Below are 16,264 nucleotides of genomic sequence, written 5' to 3' on the forward strand. Positions count from 1 at the left end.
AATATGCACGAAGAGCGAACCCAAAAAGAGATAAAGAAAAAGGACGATTAAAATGCGGCCTGAATCCAATTATCTCTTAATGTCTAACCTATGAACTTATATTAGGTTAACTTATATTAGCGAGTGTTTTGAGGTAGTTGCTATGCAGGGTTTGCCAGTCACTCGCTTGCCAATTAAATGGCTCGTTTCGACCTTGTTCTTTTAAAAACGAGCGCTCAAGGCGTGCCATATTACTTTGTTGCCACTGTGGGTTAGGCGCTCTTATTTCACCTCTATCAAAGTCGATAATATACACATCACCAGTATCATTAAATAAAATGTTATTAATGTTTAAATCGGCGTGGTACACACCTTTTGAATGAAATAGCGCGATTGTTTTAGCTATTCCCTCTAACTCATCTTCAGTCAATGAGCGTTCAATTAATATGTCGAGTACACTTTTAGCGCCTTTAACAGCTTCTGTAATAATATCACCACGATAAATTAATCCGCTACGCGTTACTTTAGCTGCAATAGGGGTTGGTACGTTTAAACCAAGCTCTATAAGTTTACTCATTAAGCTAAACTCTTTATACACACGGGTTTGTTCAAGCCCAGGGTATAAATACTGATCGCTTAGCAATTTACCCACTAAGCCACCGCGCCAATAATGCCTAAGTACGGCTGTTAATTCGTCTTGCTTAAAAAACCACGCAGTTGCTCGACCTTTTTTAGCGCCCACAATTTTATTTTGTTGTTGCCAATAATTTGCATCAAACCAATCGAGGGTAATTTGGCTTGTGTATTTAGGGTGGCTTAATAGAGTGTGGTTGCCTTGCACGTGTTGTTTAAACATAGCTCTGCGTAATTGCTAAATAATGTGCCTATATTAGCGCGTTTTAAAGCTGAGGATAAGTGCTTGCAATAGCGTGATTATAATTTAAGATCGGCTTTTGTATTTAATACCTAAGGGAATGCGTGACTCAAGCTCCTAATTATTCATCTATTTGTATATTAAGACTCTCAGCCATTGGTGACGTATGTCATGGTGTGAGTGCTGTACAAGCTATTCAAAAAGCACACCCTAATGCAAAAATTACGTGGGTTATTGGCAAAATAGAAGCCATGCTACTTGCCGATTTACCGGGTGTTGAGCTGGTGGTATTTGATAAAAAACAAGGCAAAGCAGCGCTTAAAAGCTTAAAGCAACGCTTTAAAGGTCAACAGTTTGATGTACTACTTAACATGCAAGTTGCATTAAGGGCTGGGTTTGTAGCGCGCTGTATTCCGGCAAAAGTAAAAATAGGCTTCGATTGGGCGCGTTCAAAAGAATTACATAGCTTATTTATTAATAAACGAATAGCCCCAGAAGCTCAGGCGCATGTGCTTGAGGGCTTTAAAGGTTTTGCAAAAGCCATTGGTGTAGCTGATTATAAACCGAGTTGGAACATGCCATATACAGAGCAAGACCAAGCGGTTGCAGATGAGTTACTAACACCAGAATACCTAACTAATAAACTATTAGTAATATCGCCAGCAGCAAGTAAAGCACAGCGCAATTGGCTCGCTGATCGTTATGCCACATTGGCTGATTATGCAAGCGAGCAAGGCTTTAAGGTGGTATTGACGGGTGGTCCAACAGAGCTTGAAATTAACCTAGCAAATAGCATTGTAGAGCATAGCAAAACACCTATTTTAAATTTAGTGGGCAAAACGAAACTCAAAGAATTGTTGTGCGTGTTAAAGCGTGGCAGCTTAGTGCTCGCGCCCGATACAGGCCCTGCACATATGGCGGTAACTGTTGGTACGCCGGTTATTGGTTTATATGCACATTCAAACCCAGCACGAACAGGCCCTTACTTATATCAAGATTACGTGGTTGAGGTTTATCATCAAAATTTGCTTAAGCAAACAGGTAAAAAAGCTAAGCAAGTACCGTGGGGTACGCGCGTAAAAGGCGATGACTTAATGAGCCAAATTACGGTTGATGATGTAAAAGCGATGTTTAACCATGTTGTACAAAAAGAGTCTTTGTAATGAATGTACAACAAAAAAATAAAGCGCTTTTTTTAGATCGAGATGGCGTGGTAAACGTTGATCATGGTTATGTGTATCAAAGCGATAAATTTGAATTTATTGAAGGTGTTTTTAGCACTTGTAAAGCATTTTATGATGCGGGCTATAAAATCATAATCGTCACTAATCAATCTGGAATTGGTCGAGGTTATTACACCGAAGCTGATTTTTTAGCACTAATGCAATGGATGAAAGCCCAATTTAGCGATCACAGTATTGAAGTTACCGATGTGTACTTTTGCCCTCATCACCCTAAAAAAGCGCACCCTGAATATTTGAAAGAGTGCAGTTGCAGAAAGCCTGCGCCAGGTATGTTATTGCAAGGCATACAAGAGCATAACATCGACCCTGCTTGCAGTATTATGGTGGGCGATAAACTCAGTGATATGCAGGCTGCGAAAAAAGCAGGGATCACTACCCGCGTTTTAGTGCGTTCAGGTCAAAGCTTTGATGAAAGTGCCAAGCAAGAGGCTGATTTAATTATCGATTCTATAAACAGTTTACCTGCGCTTTTAAAGACATAAATAAACTAAACAGATTAGCCTGTAAACTGGCAGGAATTCCTTCCAGTTTAGGGCGTTTGCGACGAACTGCAAACCGTGCATTTTCCCCATTAAACTTTTACAATACCCCCCATAATAAACAGTCGCTTAAATGTGGTTGTTTACCCGTTCAAATAAATGGAGAACACAGATGAGAGCATCTGCTTTTTTTAGCCAGCTACAACAGCAAATTGAAGACGTAAAAACCGAAGGTTTGTATAAAAGCGAACGTATTATTAAATCTCAGCAGCAAGCTCAAATCGAAGTTGCGTCAGGTAAAGTAATCAACTTTTGTGCTAATAACTACTTAGGTTTAGCTAATAGCCCAGAGCTAATTGAAGCTGCGCAAAACGGTTTAAATAATCATGGTTTTGGTGTTGCGTCTGTTCGTTTTATTTGTGGTACGCAAGATATTCATAAAACACTAGAGAAAAAAATCAGTGAGTTTTTGGAAACTGAAGACACGATTCTATATTCTTCGTGTTTTGATGCAAACACCGGTTTGTTTGAAACTATTTTAGGCGCAGAAGACGCTATTATTTCTGATTCATTAAACCATGCATCAATTATTGATGGTGTACGTTTGTGTAAAGCCAAGCGTTTTCGTTATGCAAATAACGATATGGCTGATCTTGAAAAGCAACTTATTGCAGCAGATGAAGCCGGCGTTAAAACTAAGCTAATAGCTACTGATGGCGTGTTTTCTATGGACGGCGTTATTTGTAATTTAGAAGCAGTGTGCGACCTAGCCGATAAATACGATGCACTTGTAATGGTTGATGACTCTCACGCAGTTGGCTTTGTTGGCGAAAACGGTAAAGGTACACCTGAGTACTGTAATGTATTAGACCGTGTAGATATTATTACCGGCACATTAGGCAAAGCGCTAGGCGGCGCTTCAGGTGGTTATACTTCAGGTAAAAAAGAAATTGTTGAATGGTTACGCCAACGTTCGCGCCCATACTTGTTCTCAAACTCATTAGCGCCTTCAATTGTTACTGCATCAATTAAAGTACTTGAAATGCTAGAAAGTGGCGGCGAGCTTCGCGCTAAACTTTGGTCAAATGCTAAATATTTCCGTGAGCAAATGGAAGCTGCTGGTTTTACGTGTGCAGGTAAAGATCATGCAATTATTCCAGTAATGCTGGGAGATGCAAAAGTAGCCTCGTTAATGGCTGATAAGTTACTTGTTGAAGGTATTTACGTAACCGGTTTTTCATTCCCAGTAGTACCAAAAGGGCAAGCCCGCATTCGTACACAAATTTCAGCGGCGCATAGCATTGAGCAACTCGATATTGCTATTGATGCATTTACCCGTATTGGTAAAGAAATGGGCGTTATTTAATTTTATTTTAAACCGAAGCCTCGCTTCGGTTTTTTAGTTGAGTGTGAATTATGAAAGCATTATCTAAATTAAAAGCAGAACCGGGCATTTGGATGACAGATGCGCCAAAGCCAGAAGTGGGTCATAACGACTTACTGATTAAAATTCGTAAAACAGCTATTTGTGGTACCGACGTACATATTTACAAATGGGATGAATGGGCAAGCAAAACGATTCCTACTCCTATGGTTGTTGGTCACGAATATGTTGGTGAAGTCGTTGATATGGGCCAGGAAGTTCGTGGCTTTAAAGTAGGCGATCGCGTATCGGGTGAAGGTCATATTACATGTGGGCATTGTCGTAACTGTCGTGCTGGGCGTGTACATTTATGCCGTAATACAACGGGTGTTGGCGTAAATCGTGAAGGTGCATTTGCAGAGTATTTAGTTATTCCTGCATTTAATGCATTTAAAATTCCAGATAATATTTCTGACGAACTGGCTTCAATTTTTGACCCGTTTGGCAATGCAGTTCATACCGCATTATCGTTCGACTTAGTTGGCGAAGATGTACTTATTACTGGTGCCGGCCCAATTGGTATTATGGCTGCGGCTGTAGCAAAACACGTTGGTGCTCGCCACGTCGTTATTACCGACGTAAACGAATATCGTCTAGACTTAGCCCGCAAAATGGGTGCATCACGTGCTGTAAACGTGGCAAGCGAAAAGCTTGAAGACGTAATAAAAGACTTAGGTATGACAGAGGGCTTTGATATTGGTCTTGAAATGTCAGGTGTGCCAAGCGCTTTTAATTCAATGCTTAATAACATGAACCACGGCGGTAAAATTGCCATGCTAGGTATTCCACCATCTGATATGGCGGTTGATTGGAACCAAGTTATTTTTAAAGGTTTAGTGATTAAAGGTATTTACGGTCGCGAAATGTTCGAAACGTGGTACAAAATGGCAAGCTTGATTCAATCTGGTCTTGATTTAAACCCAATCATTACACATCAGTATTCTGTGGATGACTTCCAAGCTGGCTTTGATATGATGATTTCAGGTCAGTCAGGTAAAGTAATTTTAAACTGGGATTAGTTCCTCACTAAATTACAAGAAGGGCGGCTTTAGCCGCCTTTTTTATACTATTAATTAAAGAGACTTCAATGGCATTTAAATATATTTCTATAGCGCAAACGTTAGAGCTTCTAGATAAAGAAGACGTTGTAATTGCAGATATTCGCGATCCTAATTCGTATCAAGCTGGTCGTATTCCTGGTTCAGAAGCACTTTCTAACGGTAATATTGCACAATTTATGATGGAAAAAGAATTCGATCAGCCAATTATTATTGTGTGTTACCACGGTATGAGCTCTCAAGGCGCAGCTAGTTATTTAGTTGAGCAAGGCTTTGAAGATGTTTACAGTATGGATGGCGGTTTTACTGCTTGGGAAGCGGCTTATAGCGAGAAAGTAGAGCGATGATAGAGCTTGGCAGTTTAAATAACCCGCGCGCCGCACAGGGCTTTATAGATTATTTAAAAAGCCAAGGTTTGAAAGGGCAATTACATTCAGCAGATGGCAGTAATGTCATTGTTAGTGTGCTTGAAGAGGATTTTCATCAAGTTCAGCCCTTATGGATTGAATTCACACAAAACCCTAATCATGAAAAATACCAGCAAGCATCTTGGGATGTAGGTGGCACACAGTCGCCACTTAAGTATCAAGGGCAATCACTTAATTTAGTTGAGCGTTTTAAAGCGCTTAGTTGGCTTAATCAAACTGTTAGCATATTAAGCATTGTTATTTACGTTGCTTTTTTATTAGGTGGATTTGAGCAAATTTATACGGTGCTGCAATTTAATCCAACTCAACCGCTTAGTTGGTTAACACCTGCGCTTGTGCATTTTAGCGCTATGCACATTGTGTTTAACTTAATTTGGTGGATGTCGCTTGGCGATAACATTGAAAAACAGTGCGGAAAATTAAGTTTAGTAGGGCTTTTTTTAGTAACAGCGCTGTTAAGTAATTGGGCGCAATATTTAATGGTTGGACCCAACTTTGGTGGATTAAGTGGCGTTGTGTACGGCTTACTTGGCTTTTGTTGGATTCATAGCTTTTTAAACCCTAACAAACCAGCTCTGGTTAGTACGGCTATTATTGGTTTTATGTTGATTTGGTTAGTGCTTGGTTTTGCTGATGTATTGTTTATAGGTATGGCTAATTGGGCGCATTTAGGTGGGTTAATTAGCGGCATGGCTTACGCATATACCGCGAATATATTTAATGCAAAACGTTAGTAGTTAAATACTAATGGTATAAATACTTAGTAAACAGGACTTCACGGATGATCTCTTTTCCTGTTTCTTCTTTTAGTAGGCTTTTAATTTTTTCAGCACATTTTGCGCGTATTTCTTCACGGCCAGTAAGGGATTTTATTTTTTCTTCAGGTTCTTTCGAAAATATTTCGACTAAGGCATCGCGTAGTAAAGGGGTGTGGTGCTCAACAATGGCAATGTCTGATGTGTTATTAAGCATTAAATCAATAGTAACGCGCACATAGCCCATTTTTTTACTTGATGCGCCAATGTAATTAGTAATTATATCTGGTTCAAAGCCAAAATAACCAACAGTTGATTCTGCACGCGCTGTTAAGCTCATAAAGCTTGTTATGAATGTAAAAATGCCTACGTATACTATTTTTTTCATATTTAAAGCGTTTTCCTAAACCAGTTACAAATAGTTTATACTTAATAGAGTGTAATAAACAGCGCAGAGCAGTTATTTATGGCAGTAAATCATCACTTTTTCAAATGCATTGGCGATGTTATTATTGCCTCGGTTTTTATTAAATTGAGTTATTGTGACTACTTACCCTATTTTTTTATCCGCCAACTGGCAACATACCTCACAGGTAAATGACTTATCGGCTGTAGAATGTGATTGGTTATTTGAACAGCATTCATTAACAGCTAAATTAAAAAGTCGAGCACAGCTTTTTAGTGTAAAAGTACTTAGCGAGCAGGTTTTTAATTTATCGCAAGAGCAACAAAAGCTACTTAATTGCACTGCATCATCGGCATTAAATAGGGAAGTACTTTTAATGTGCGATGAAATACCAATGGTTTATGCACAAAGCTGGTTGCCTGATAACCAATTGTTAAACCAATCAAAAAATCCTTTGCATAATATGGGGGAGCGCCCTCTAGGCGATGTTATTTTTCAAAACCCAGATCTTGTACGTAAAGATATAGAGATAGCTCGTTTTAATACACATCATTCATTACAACAATTAGTATTAGATCTAGGTTTACCTAAACAAATGTTATTAGGTCGACGCAGTGTATTTTCGCTTAAAGACTACAGCTTTTTAGTCTGTGAAGTATTTTTACCTGGAGCATACCTTTACTCATGAAACTAGCCTATTTAACAACAAAACATCTCCCTTACTATATACAGCTTATGCGTGTAGATAAGCCTATTGGTACCTTATTGTTACTTTGGCCCACTTACTGGGCTTTATGGCTTGCTAATAACGGAATGCCGAGCTTGGTTAACTTTATTGTTTTTACGCTTGGGGTTATTGTTATGCGAAGTGCTGGGTGTGTAATAAATGACTTTGCTGATAGAAAAATAGATGGTTCTGTAAAACGAACGGCTCAAAGGCCACTTGCTTCAGGATTAGTAAGTAGTAAAGAGGCAATTAGTTTATTTGTTTTATTAATCGTTATTGCATTTTTATTGGTATTAATGCTTAGCACTAATACCATTTTACTTTCGTTTGGTGCTTTAGGATTAGCATTTTGCTATCCATTTATGAAACGTTACACACAACTGCCTCAGGTTGTATTAGGTGCAGCTTTTGGCTGGGCAATACCTATGGCTTATATGGCATCAGTAAATGCATTACCGGCGCAGGCATGGTTGTTATTTGTTGCTAATATTTGTTGGACAGTTGCCTACGATACTATGTATGCAATGGTCGATAGAGATGATGATTTAAAAATAGGAGTCAAATCGACCGCTATTTTATTTGGTAAATACGACCGTCATATTATTTTTTTACTTAATGCAGTATTTATTGCTTTAGTGGTTTTTATTGGTTTTGTTAATGAGTTATCAATTGTATTTTGGATTAGCTTAGGGTTAGCAACTAGTTTATTAGTTTATCAGCAAAAGTTGATTCATCAGCGTGAGCGGGATGCATGTTTTAAAGCTTTTTTGAATAACCATTATGTAGGCTTAGCTATTTTTATTGGTTTATTGTTTTCATACCCAATCACATTCTAATATGTGGAATTTTACCTTGGTGGGTCAATAATGCCGCTTATAGATGCGTTTTTTCTAAACCAACCGGCTATTGAATAGCGTTTATCTACAGCGGGTAATACTTCGTGAACAAAGCGTTCGCTTTCAAATAATATTAAGGTGCCAGCCGTTGGTTTAATAGTAATTTCTACTTCTTTACTTTTAGGTTTATAAATAACGAGCTCACCACCCTCCGCTGGAGTATTTAAATAAAATACACTAGTAATAACTCTATTAGAGCGACCTTTAAAGGCATCTACATGTTTTTTATAAAAATCGCCATGCGTGTATTTTGCATAATGACATTCGTAATCAAACAGTCCCATAAATAAAGTGCGGTTGAGTGTTGTTTTAATACTTTCCATAACGGCTTGATAAGTTAGTTGAGCTTGAGAAGTGCCATCAAACCAGTAGGTTTTATCTTTACGAATAGTATCGTCAATTTGAAGGTTATTTAAGCGACCAATGCCAGCGAGTGTAAAATGTGGATTTATACGGTAACAATCAGCCATTAAATCAACAATAAGCTGCTCATTTATTGCATTGTTAATAATGCAGTAGCCTTGTTGTTCTATTTCGGTTAGATAATTGTCGTCGGCTGGTAGGTTAAACATTCATATCACTAATTTTTTGAAGGTGCGACAGTGTAGCCGGAAAGATTACAAAAGCTATTACTTTTATGTCGCACACATTTTAAAAATAGTGTTGTTTAATTGATTGCAGTTGCTGCTTTTTTTATAAGCGATAACAAGTGCTCTACATGTTCGCCAACCGCTGTTTGTTGGCTAGTTTGTATCACTAGTTGCTCATGGCTTAAGTCTTTATTTGTTTTTAATTGAACTAGTTCTGAATGTTCAGCTACTGTGTTTGCATGCTCGATGCTTGCAATAGCAAAATGATTAGACTTAGCAAGCCCCATCATCACTTGATCAATACTACCGACCTTAATGCTCGACGATTTATTTAAAGAGTCAATTGCCTCATTAAGCATAGTCTGTACTTGTTTTGACTGAGAAAAACAGCCAAACATAGGGTAACTATCTAAATCGTGTTTACTAATATCATTTTTGTGAGCAAGAGGATGATTTTTAGAAACAAACAAAATGAGTTGGTCAGGTAAATGTATATCACTGCCTATGCTATTAATAGCTTGTGAGTAGACGCTAATATCTATTTCACCCTGTTGTAGCTTACGGGTAAGCTCGTGTTGATCTTGCAATTGCATTTCTATTTTTACATGAGGGTACTGTGCTAAAAATTGCCCACAGGAAATAGGTACTATGCTGCTTGCTTTATTAGTATATCCAATCACTAATTTTTCATCAGTATTTCCATTAATAGATTGAAAAATACGTTTTTTGGTTAATTCAAGCTCAGACAATGTGTTTTTGGCGTACTCAAGAAAAAGCTCACCTTCAGGAGTTAGTTTTACTGAACGAGTGGAGCGTTTTACTAATTCATACCCCATTTCATCTTCAAGTGTTTGAATGCTACGAGTAAGCGCTGAAGTGCTGATTTTGGTTTGTTCAGCAGCTTGTCTAAAATGATGCAACACGCCAAGTGCTACAAATTGTTCTAATTGTTCAAATCTCACTTTATAGTCCCTTTTTATAAGTAAGTCGCATATAACGCAAACATCAATAATATTAATTTTTTACTTAAACAATTCTGTAAAATCTAATATTTAAATGTGTTTGCAAGTTTATGACAAATTTTGGTCAGGATATCCCTCTTTTGTTATTAATTAAAGGGGTAAACTGTTACAGAGTATTATTTTTTAGGCCTAGGCCTAATGATTTATTATTTACCTTGTATCCTTTTTCGGGATGAATAAATCATACTAAATACTTGTAAATCAGATTGATAAGTTTTTTATTTAAAGCTAATCATTCTATTTAATGAAAAAGTATGCCACATAATGGCGCATTGATTAAAGCATAATTTATTATCAGTTGAGCAATAATTGATTTGTATCAGCTTTTTATTTAACAAAGTTACGATTAATACGGTTGCTTAGAGGCTTGTTTTCTATGCTTTGTAATTCTATTTCTATAGCATCACACGAGATATGAATTTCAAACAAAGAGGTTAGCAGTGACAAGCTTAAACACGCTAAGCTAATCCCAAACAAAATAATCCCAGTCGTATTAAACTCAATAAACAGAGCAAACATTGATAACGTACATAATAAAAATGATGCCACGCCATACACTTGCATTGTTCTAATTAGATTAATGCGTTTTCTTAAATTAGTGATTTGTGCAACAACTACAGGGCGTATTGATTCACCTTCACGCGCATTTAATTCTCTAATTAATTGCGCTAGTACTAAAAATCGGTTTGTATAGGCAAGTAACAACAGCGATATTGCCGGAAATAGTAAGCCGGGAGTTGTAAGTGTCATGTTTATTCCTGTGAAATATTGGCTGCTAAATAAGTTTAGTAGACTAGCGTAGGATATTGTATACCCAAAATTAATGAGGTGAAAATTGCAAAATACTAATATTAATACTGATAACTTAGCAGACAGTCAATTTCAGTGGATTACTATTTATCGTGCTGAAAATATATTAGAAGCCAATATTATTAAAGGCTTAATACAAACAGATGGTATTGAGTGTCAAATTAAAGGTGAAATGTTGCAGGGCGCATTGGGTGAAATACCGTTTGAACAAGCTCAAGTTAGTGTGCAGGTTTATACGATTAAAGAGCGCCATGCGCGCGAAATATTGGTAAACTACCAACAAGTAAAAAAATCAGCTCCAGATTGGGTATGTCCTAATTGCAATGAGCATAACGGATCAACATTCGATTTTTGTTGGTCGTGTGAGACATTAAAAAATGACAAAAGCGAATAACTTCCAGCGTATTAGAGATCTAAACTACTTACAGCAAGCTGTTTTAGCGGGTGCTTTAATTGAACGCATGTTGCCTAATTATGGTTTATTTAGTGAAGCGACTGGGTTTGGTGATGAAACCCTACTTCGTAATTCACTTAATGTATGTTGGGAAAAAATACTACTTCCTAAAAGTAAAATAGATCTTGAAAAGCAAATCGAAAAAATAGAGCCAAACGTCCCTGAACTTGCTGACTTTGATATGTTTGGTACTTACCCTGCTATTGATGCTGCTACCTCTCTACTTAGCTTAATGCATGGTTTAATGGCACAAGACGAACAAGAATTTATTAGTATAAGCAAAATATCACAAGCAACAGTTGCTCGTTTTATTGAATATCAGATGACGGTAGAAGGTGAGGTGGCAGATAATAAGGCTATACGCGAACATCCGTTAATGCAGTACGAAATGGAAGTGCTTGGTGAGTTAATTGATTTTGTTGAAGCTATGGGGCGTATTACCTCTGATAGCGTAAAAGCACTTAAAAAGTTTGCCCTTGAAGATGGTCAAACAAATATTGGTCTTTCGTTATAAAAACAGCAAAGTAAAAATTTAAAAGGCAGGAGAAGTACAGTGCGAATTTTAGGCATTGAATCGTCATGTGATGAAACGGGTATTGCAATTTACGATGACGAAAAGGGTTTGTTGGCCCATCAATTATACAGCCAAGTAAAAGTACATGCTGATTATGGTGGTGTAGTGCCTGAGCTTGCATCTCGCGATCATGTTCGTAAAACATTACCACTTATTGATGCTGCATTTGCACAAGCTGGTTGCGGTCCTGAAGATTTAGACGGTATTGCTTACACCGCAGGTCCTGGTTTAGTTGGCGCATTACTGGTGGGCACGTCTATTGGTCGTTCGCTCGCATACGGTTGGGATATTCCAGCAGTTGCAGTGCATCACATGGAAGGGCATTTACTTGCGCCGATGCTTGAGGAAAACATTCCAGAATTTCCATTTATCGCACTATTAGTTTCTGGCGGTCATACGATGATGGTAAAGGTGGCTGGCATTGGTCAATACGAAGTATTGGGTGAGTCGGTAGATGACGCCGCAGGTGAAGCATTTGATAAAACAGCTAAGTTACTTGGTCTTGATTACCCAGGTGGTCCACGTTTGGCTAAAATGGCAGAGCAAGGGGTTGCTAAGCGTTTTGTGTTTCCTCGTCCGATGACTGATAAACCGGGTCTTGATTTTAGCTTTAGTGGCTTAAAAACTGCTGCATCAATCACTATTAGGCAAAATAGCGATGACGAGCAAACTAAAGCTGATATAGCACATGCATTTCAAACAGCCGTTATTGATACGTTAGTTATTAAGTGTAAGCGAGCGCTAAAACAAACAGGTATTAAGCGCTTAGTTATTGCCGGTGGAGTAAGTGCAAATACACAACTACGCTTACAACTTGAGCGCGTAATGAAAGGTATGAAAGGTGAAGTGTTTTATCCTCGCACTGAATTTTGTACCGACAATGGCGCTATGATTGCTTATGCAGGTATGCAGCGCTTGAAGGCAGGTCAGTTTGCAAGCCTTGATATGAAAACAAAACCTCGCTGGCCAATAGATAGCCTTGAGGCGATTTAATTGCCCATATTTTACAGGTTTTTGTTTTTATCAGTGGGTGCTTTTTTAGCATCCACTTTTGGTTCGTCACCAGTAAATAAGCGAATAATATTAGTACGGTGACGAAAAATAATTAATAAAGTAATAAACGTTACAGGTAATGTGTAGAGTGGTTTTATTAGCCAAGTATATAAAGGCGCTAAGGATACAGCCACAAGAGCCGCAAGTGATGAATAACGAGTTATTGCTACTACAACTAGCCAAGTACAAACAAGTAACCCAGCCAACGACAAACCAATAGGTAATAAAGATCCAAATGCAGTAGCGACTGCTTTACCACCTTTAAAGTTAAAAAATATAGGGTACATATGCCCTAAACAAGCTGCTACTGCAACTAAACCTAACTCTAGTGGTTCTAACTTTAAAAAATAGGCTCCCCAAACTGGAATAGTGCCTTTTAAAATATCAAATACTAAAACCAAGCAAGCAGGCAACGTACCGCCTAACCTGTAAACATTGGTTGCGCCTGGATTATTAGAGCCGTTACTGCGAGGATTAGGAAGTTTGAATAACCGCGACACTAAAATAGCCGATGAAATCGATCCGAGTAAATAAGCTAAAACAAACATTAAAATCGCTAACACGCACTTCCTTAATTTTTTATCATTATACTAACCACATTTAATGTAATTGGTATTGCTTTTGGGCTATTATTGGCGGCAAAATTTATCGTGAAAATGATTATGCCTATTTAATTTTTAGCTAACAAAGTTATTTTGTTATTGTAAAAGTAATTTTTGCATATTTAAACACTGATTAAAGTATATGCAGTATTAATTTAATTGATACTTAACATAATTAGCTCAGTCATTTGGAGTATCAATGGACAAGGTATTTATATCTCAATTGCATGTCGACACTATTATTGGAGTGTACGACTTTGAAAAAGAAAGTAAACAGAGCCTGTATTTTGATATTGAAATGCTAAGTGATATTAAACCAGCAGCCGCTAATGACGATATTAATTTAGCACTCGACTATTCAAAGGTGAGTGAGCGCGTTATAGAGCACAGCACTGCAAAACCCGTTGAATTGCTAGAAACTTTAGTTGAGCAATTAGCGCATATTATTTTGACTGAATTTAATACCCCTCAGGTTACTATTAAAGTAAGTAAACCCGCTGCAGTACCACAAGCTCAAACAGTGGGTGTTGAAATTACACGTACTAAGGCAAAAGACTAAATGCCGCAAATTTACATCAGCCTAGGCTCAAATATAAATAAAGCGCACTATATACAATGTGCATTGATTGCACTTAAGCAACACTTCAAAAAAATTATGCATTCGTCTGTTTTTGAAAGTGAAGCGGTTGGTTTTGCTGGCAATAATTTTTATAACTCAGTCGTTGCTGCAACTACTGATATGTCATTAGCTGATGTATGTATTTTACTAAAAAACATTGAACGTGATAACGGTCGTATGGCTAGCGATAAAAAATTCAGCCCACGCACGCTCGATTTGGATTTACTGTTTTATGATGATGTAATTTGCGACTCCCCAGCGCAATTACCGCGTGACGAAATAACTAAAAATGCATTTGTATTACAGCCATTGAGCGAGGTTGCACCTGATTTTTATCATCCTGTAGCTAAACAAACAATTGCTCAGTTATGGAATGCATATAATAACCCTCAACAAAAACTATGGAAGGTGGAGTTTTCTAACCCATGAGTATTATCGAAATAATTATTTTAGCCCTCATACAAGGGTTTACTGAATTTTTACCTATATCGAGTTCGGCGCACTTAATTTTACCATCGCAAATTTTAGGCTGGGAAGATCAGGGCCTCGCATTTGACGTGGCAGTACACGTTGGTACTTTAATTGCCGTTGTTATTTATTTTCGTAAAGAAGTAGTAGATATACTAAGTGCATGGTTTAAATCATTTGGTAAGCAAGGCGCTACCGATGACAGTAAATTAGGCTGGTGGATAATTTTAGGTACTGTTCCTGCCGCCATTTTAGGTTTACTTTTAAAAGACTTTATTGAGTTATACCTGAGAAGCGCATGGGTTATTGCAGCAACGACCATCATTTTTGGCTTGCTGCTGTGGTACGCCGATGCAAAGGGTAAACAAATTAAAACCATTTACCAACTAAATTGGAAAACAGCGCTTATAATTGGTTTTGCACAAGCGGTGGCTATGATCCCAGGTACCTCGCGTTCAGGTATTACTATGACTGCTGGTTTAATGTTGGGTATGAATAAACAAAGCGCAGCGCGTTTTTCGTTCCTACTGGCAATACCTATTATTTCTATGATGGGGCTTTACTACACTATAGAACTTGCATTGGGTGACCATGTTGTTGATTGGAACACGTTATTGTTAGGGGTGGTGTTATCGTTCTTATCGGCTTATGCATGTATATTTATGTTTTTAAAAGTAATAGAGCGAATGGGGATGTTGCCATTTGTAATATACCGTTTATTGCTCGGTGTTGGTTTAATCGTATTTTTAACTTATAGATTAACATAAACAAAAAAAGCACCGAGAGGTGCTTTTTTACTTTATAAATCAATATTATAAATTCAATAAGTAAGCTTTAATAAACCGCCCTTGGTTAGGAGCTTCAGATGATGTTTTAAACGTTAACGTTTTATCTAATTTACGTAACTTTAGCTGATCAGTAAACTCGCAGTTAATGGTACTAACATCTGCTATTTTACTTTTAAAACTATTGTCTTCTTTACACATATAAGCAATTTCTTTTGCTACTTGCGCGCAGAAGGAACCCACTGCATATTTTTGTAAGCTTTTATCATCAACCGCTTCCCAATCAACATTAGTCTTTATTGTTGAACCGCATTGTTTATTAACTTGCTGGTCGGCGTCAGTCATATTCATTTGCTGATAATTTAAATGTTTATCACGATTAAATATGGCAAGTTTAGCTTGAATTTCCTTACTTACTTGCTGTTCGTATTGCTTTTCTAAACTTTCAGTTATACCTGATGTAGATTCTTCGTTTTTTCTTAAATAAACTCCATCTCGGCTATCAGGAATATTTAGAGTATATGAGCAGCAGCGGTAGTTATCATTAACAGTAACAATGCTGCGTTTAGAACCATCAAACGTATATTTATAAGCTTTATTGCTACCGTGAGGTTCTAGGTTAGTTAAAAATACAATGTCATCAATTTCGTTATTAATGCCTTTAACTCTTACTAACGCTTGTTTTTTATCTAGCGTAGTTGCAATAACTACATTGATACCCTCTGCAGAGCTAAGCTCTATAGGATATTTAGTAAGTTCTAAAGCAAAGATTTTTGTTGATAAAAGAATACAGGCTACAAAGAATAGCTTTTTCATATTACGTCCCTTTAAGTATTAAAAAAATAAGTATTTAAAAACGGTGTGTTTTATAACATTTATAAGAGTTTCTTAAAAGTAAGCCATGCTTTTTACTTAATTTTAATGACGTATTCGTGTTCTTTGTACCAACCTTTTCTGGCTACCGTTCAATTTAAAAATGACTTAGTTGCGCTATAACATAAATGTTTATTTGTTAGGG

At 37.3% G+C, this 16,264-nt stretch carries 21 protein-coding genes; 14 read left to right on the forward strand and 7 right to left on the reverse strand.

The window, feature by feature from the left end; translation table 11 throughout:
* Nucleotides 1-106 precede the first annotated feature (106 nt).
* Entirely contained in the window at nucleotides 107-835 is a 729-nt protein-coding gene (locus GQR56_RS08415; RefSeq protein WP_166110334.1) for a 3-deoxy-D-manno-octulosonic acid kinase, read from the reverse strand.
* A gap of 122 nt (nucleotides 836-957) precedes the next feature.
* Between GQR56_RS08415 and GQR56_RS08420 the strand changes: the two genes are divergently transcribed.
* From GQR56_RS08420 to glpG, 6 genes are all read left to right on the forward strand, one after another.
* Entirely contained in the window at nucleotides 958-2,016 is a 1,059-nt protein-coding gene (locus GQR56_RS08420) for a glycosyltransferase family 9 protein (RefSeq protein WP_166110337.1), read from the forward strand.
* On the forward strand, nucleotides 2,016-2,579 hold the full coding sequence (gene gmhB, locus GQR56_RS08425; protein WP_121954387.1) for a D-glycero-beta-D-manno-heptose 1,7-bisphosphate 7-phosphatase: 564 nt from the start codon (nucleotides 2,016-2,018) through the stop codon (nucleotides 2,577-2,579). The genes GQR56_RS08420 and gmhB overlap by 1 nt, the downstream gene beginning before the upstream one ends.
* Before the next feature lie 169 nt (nucleotides 2,580-2,748).
* Nucleotides 2,749-3,942 carry a glycine C-acetyltransferase gene (locus GQR56_RS08430; protein ID WP_024611251.1) on the forward strand — a complete coding sequence of 398 codons (1,194 nt, stop codon included), beginning with the start codon at nucleotides 2,749-2,751 and terminating at the stop codon, nucleotides 3,940-3,942.
* Between the two features lie 50 nt (nucleotides 3,943-3,992).
* The gene (gene tdh / locus GQR56_RS08435) at nucleotides 3,993-5,018 is read left to right on the forward strand and encodes an L-threonine 3-dehydrogenase (protein ID WP_007584716.1); all 1,026 of its coding nucleotides are present in this window, start codon (nucleotides 3,993-3,995) and stop codon (nucleotides 5,016-5,018) included.
* A 68-nt stretch (nucleotides 5,019-5,086) separates the two neighbouring features.
* Entirely contained in the window at nucleotides 5,087-5,404 is a 318-nt protein-coding gene (gene glpE, locus GQR56_RS08440) for a thiosulfate sulfurtransferase GlpE (protein WP_024611252.1), read from the forward strand.
* Complete coding sequence (gene glpG, locus GQR56_RS08445; protein WP_166110340.1) at nucleotides 5,401-6,219, forward strand: rhomboid family intramembrane serine protease GlpG; 819 nt, start codon at nucleotides 5,401-5,403, stop codon at nucleotides 6,217-6,219. Before glpE ends, glpG begins: the two co-directional genes overlap by 4 nt.
* Before the next feature lie 10 nt (nucleotides 6,220-6,229).
* On the opposite strand, the gene GQR56_RS08450 is transcribed toward glpG, so the two are convergent.
* Entirely contained in the window at nucleotides 6,230-6,628 is a 399-nt protein-coding gene (locus GQR56_RS08450; RefSeq protein WP_024611254.1) for a flagellar basal body-associated protein FliL, read from the reverse strand.
* A 154-nt stretch (nucleotides 6,629-6,782) separates the two neighbouring features.
* Here GQR56_RS08450 and GQR56_RS08455 point away from each other — a divergent pair, with 154 nt between their 5' ends.
* Both GQR56_RS08455 and ubiA read left to right on the forward strand, forming a co-directional pair.
* Nucleotides 6,783-7,334 (forward strand): chorismate lyase, encoded by a 552-nt coding sequence (locus GQR56_RS08455; RefSeq protein ID WP_024611255.1) that lies wholly within the window; start codon nucleotides 6,783-6,785, stop codon nucleotides 7,332-7,334.
* On the forward strand, nucleotides 7,331-8,209 hold the full coding sequence (gene ubiA / locus GQR56_RS08460) for a 4-hydroxybenzoate octaprenyltransferase (RefSeq protein WP_166110343.1): 879 nt from the start codon (nucleotides 7,331-7,333) through the stop codon (nucleotides 8,207-8,209). The genes GQR56_RS08455 and ubiA overlap by 4 nt, the downstream gene beginning before the upstream one ends.
* Nucleotides 8,210-8,220: 11 nt before the next feature.
* Here ubiA and GQR56_RS08465 read toward each other — a convergent pair whose 3' ends face one another.
* The 3 genes from GQR56_RS08465 to GQR56_RS08475 form a co-directional block, all read right to left on the reverse strand.
* Nucleotides 8,221-8,841 (reverse strand): 2OG-Fe(II) oxygenase, encoded by a 621-nt coding sequence (locus GQR56_RS08465; protein WP_166110346.1) that lies wholly within the window; start codon nucleotides 8,839-8,841, stop codon nucleotides 8,221-8,223.
* A gap of 95 nt (nucleotides 8,842-8,936) precedes the next feature.
* On the reverse strand, nucleotides 8,937-9,821 hold the full coding sequence (locus tag GQR56_RS08470) for a LysR family transcriptional regulator (RefSeq protein ID WP_166110349.1): 885 nt from the start codon (nucleotides 9,819-9,821) through the stop codon (nucleotides 8,937-8,939).
* A 387-nt stretch (nucleotides 9,822-10,208) separates the two neighbouring features.
* Nucleotides 10,209-10,631 carry a DUF2721 domain-containing protein gene (locus GQR56_RS08475; RefSeq protein WP_024611259.1) on the reverse strand — a complete coding sequence of 141 codons (423 nt, stop codon included), beginning with the start codon at nucleotides 10,629-10,631 and terminating at the stop codon, nucleotides 10,209-10,211.
* Between the two features lie 85 nt (nucleotides 10,632-10,716).
* Between GQR56_RS08475 and GQR56_RS08480 the strand changes: the two genes are divergently transcribed.
* The 3 genes from GQR56_RS08480 to tsaD are packed head-to-tail and all read left to right on the forward strand — an operon-like array spanning nucleotide 10,717 to nucleotide 12,712.
* Nucleotides 10,717-11,085, forward strand: coding sequence for a DUF2007 domain-containing protein (locus GQR56_RS08480; protein ID WP_024611260.1), 369 nt, complete (start codon nucleotides 10,717-10,719; stop codon nucleotides 11,083-11,085).
* A complete protein-coding gene (locus tag GQR56_RS08485) occupies nucleotides 11,069-11,659 on the forward strand; it encodes a YjaG family protein (RefSeq protein ID WP_166110352.1) in 591 nt (196 codons plus the stop codon). Before GQR56_RS08480 ends, GQR56_RS08485 begins: the two co-directional genes overlap by 17 nt.
* Before the next feature lie 39 nt (nucleotides 11,660-11,698).
* The gene (gene tsaD, locus GQR56_RS08490; RefSeq protein WP_024611262.1) at nucleotides 11,699-12,712 is read left to right on the forward strand and encodes a tRNA (adenosine(37)-N6)-threonylcarbamoyltransferase complex transferase subunit TsaD; all 1,014 of its coding nucleotides are present in this window, start codon (nucleotides 11,699-11,701) and stop codon (nucleotides 12,710-12,712) included.
* An 11-nt stretch (nucleotides 12,713-12,723) separates the two neighbouring features.
* Here the strand turns inward: tsaD and plsY are convergent, their stop codons facing one another.
* A complete protein-coding gene (plsY, locus tag GQR56_RS08495) occupies nucleotides 12,724-13,335 on the reverse strand; it encodes a glycerol-3-phosphate 1-O-acyltransferase PlsY (RefSeq protein ID WP_166110355.1) in 612 nt (203 codons plus the stop codon).
* A 238-nt stretch (nucleotides 13,336-13,573) separates the two neighbouring features.
* Between plsY and folB the strand changes: the two genes are divergently transcribed.
* Genes folB through GQR56_RS08510 form a run of 3 tightly spaced genes read left to right on the forward strand, consistent with a single transcriptional unit; the run spans nucleotide 13,574 to nucleotide 15,228 of the window.
* Nucleotides 13,574-13,933, forward strand: coding sequence for a dihydroneopterin aldolase (gene folB, locus GQR56_RS08500; protein WP_166110358.1), 360 nt, complete (start codon nucleotides 13,574-13,576; stop codon nucleotides 13,931-13,933).
* Nucleotides 13,934-14,422, forward strand: coding sequence for a 2-amino-4-hydroxy-6-hydroxymethyldihydropteridine diphosphokinase (folK, locus tag GQR56_RS08505; RefSeq protein ID WP_166110361.1), 489 nt, complete (start codon nucleotides 13,934-13,936; stop codon nucleotides 14,420-14,422).
* Complete coding sequence (locus GQR56_RS08510) at nucleotides 14,419-15,228, forward strand: undecaprenyl-diphosphate phosphatase (protein WP_024611266.1); 810 nt, start codon at nucleotides 14,419-14,421, stop codon at nucleotides 15,226-15,228. Before folK ends, GQR56_RS08510 begins: the two co-directional genes overlap by 4 nt.
* Before the next feature lie 45 nt (nucleotides 15,229-15,273).
* Here GQR56_RS08510 and GQR56_RS08515 read toward each other — a convergent pair whose 3' ends face one another.
* Nucleotides 15,274-16,062, reverse strand: coding sequence for a hypothetical protein (locus tag GQR56_RS08515; RefSeq protein WP_166110364.1), 789 nt, complete (start codon nucleotides 16,060-16,062; stop codon nucleotides 15,274-15,276).
* Nucleotides 16,063-16,264: the final 202 nt, after the last annotated feature.

Source organism: Pseudoalteromonas sp. Z9A5 (genome assembly GCF_011378875.1).
Taxonomy (GTDB): Bacteria; Pseudomonadota; Gammaproteobacteria; order Enterobacterales; family Alteromonadaceae; genus Pseudoalteromonas.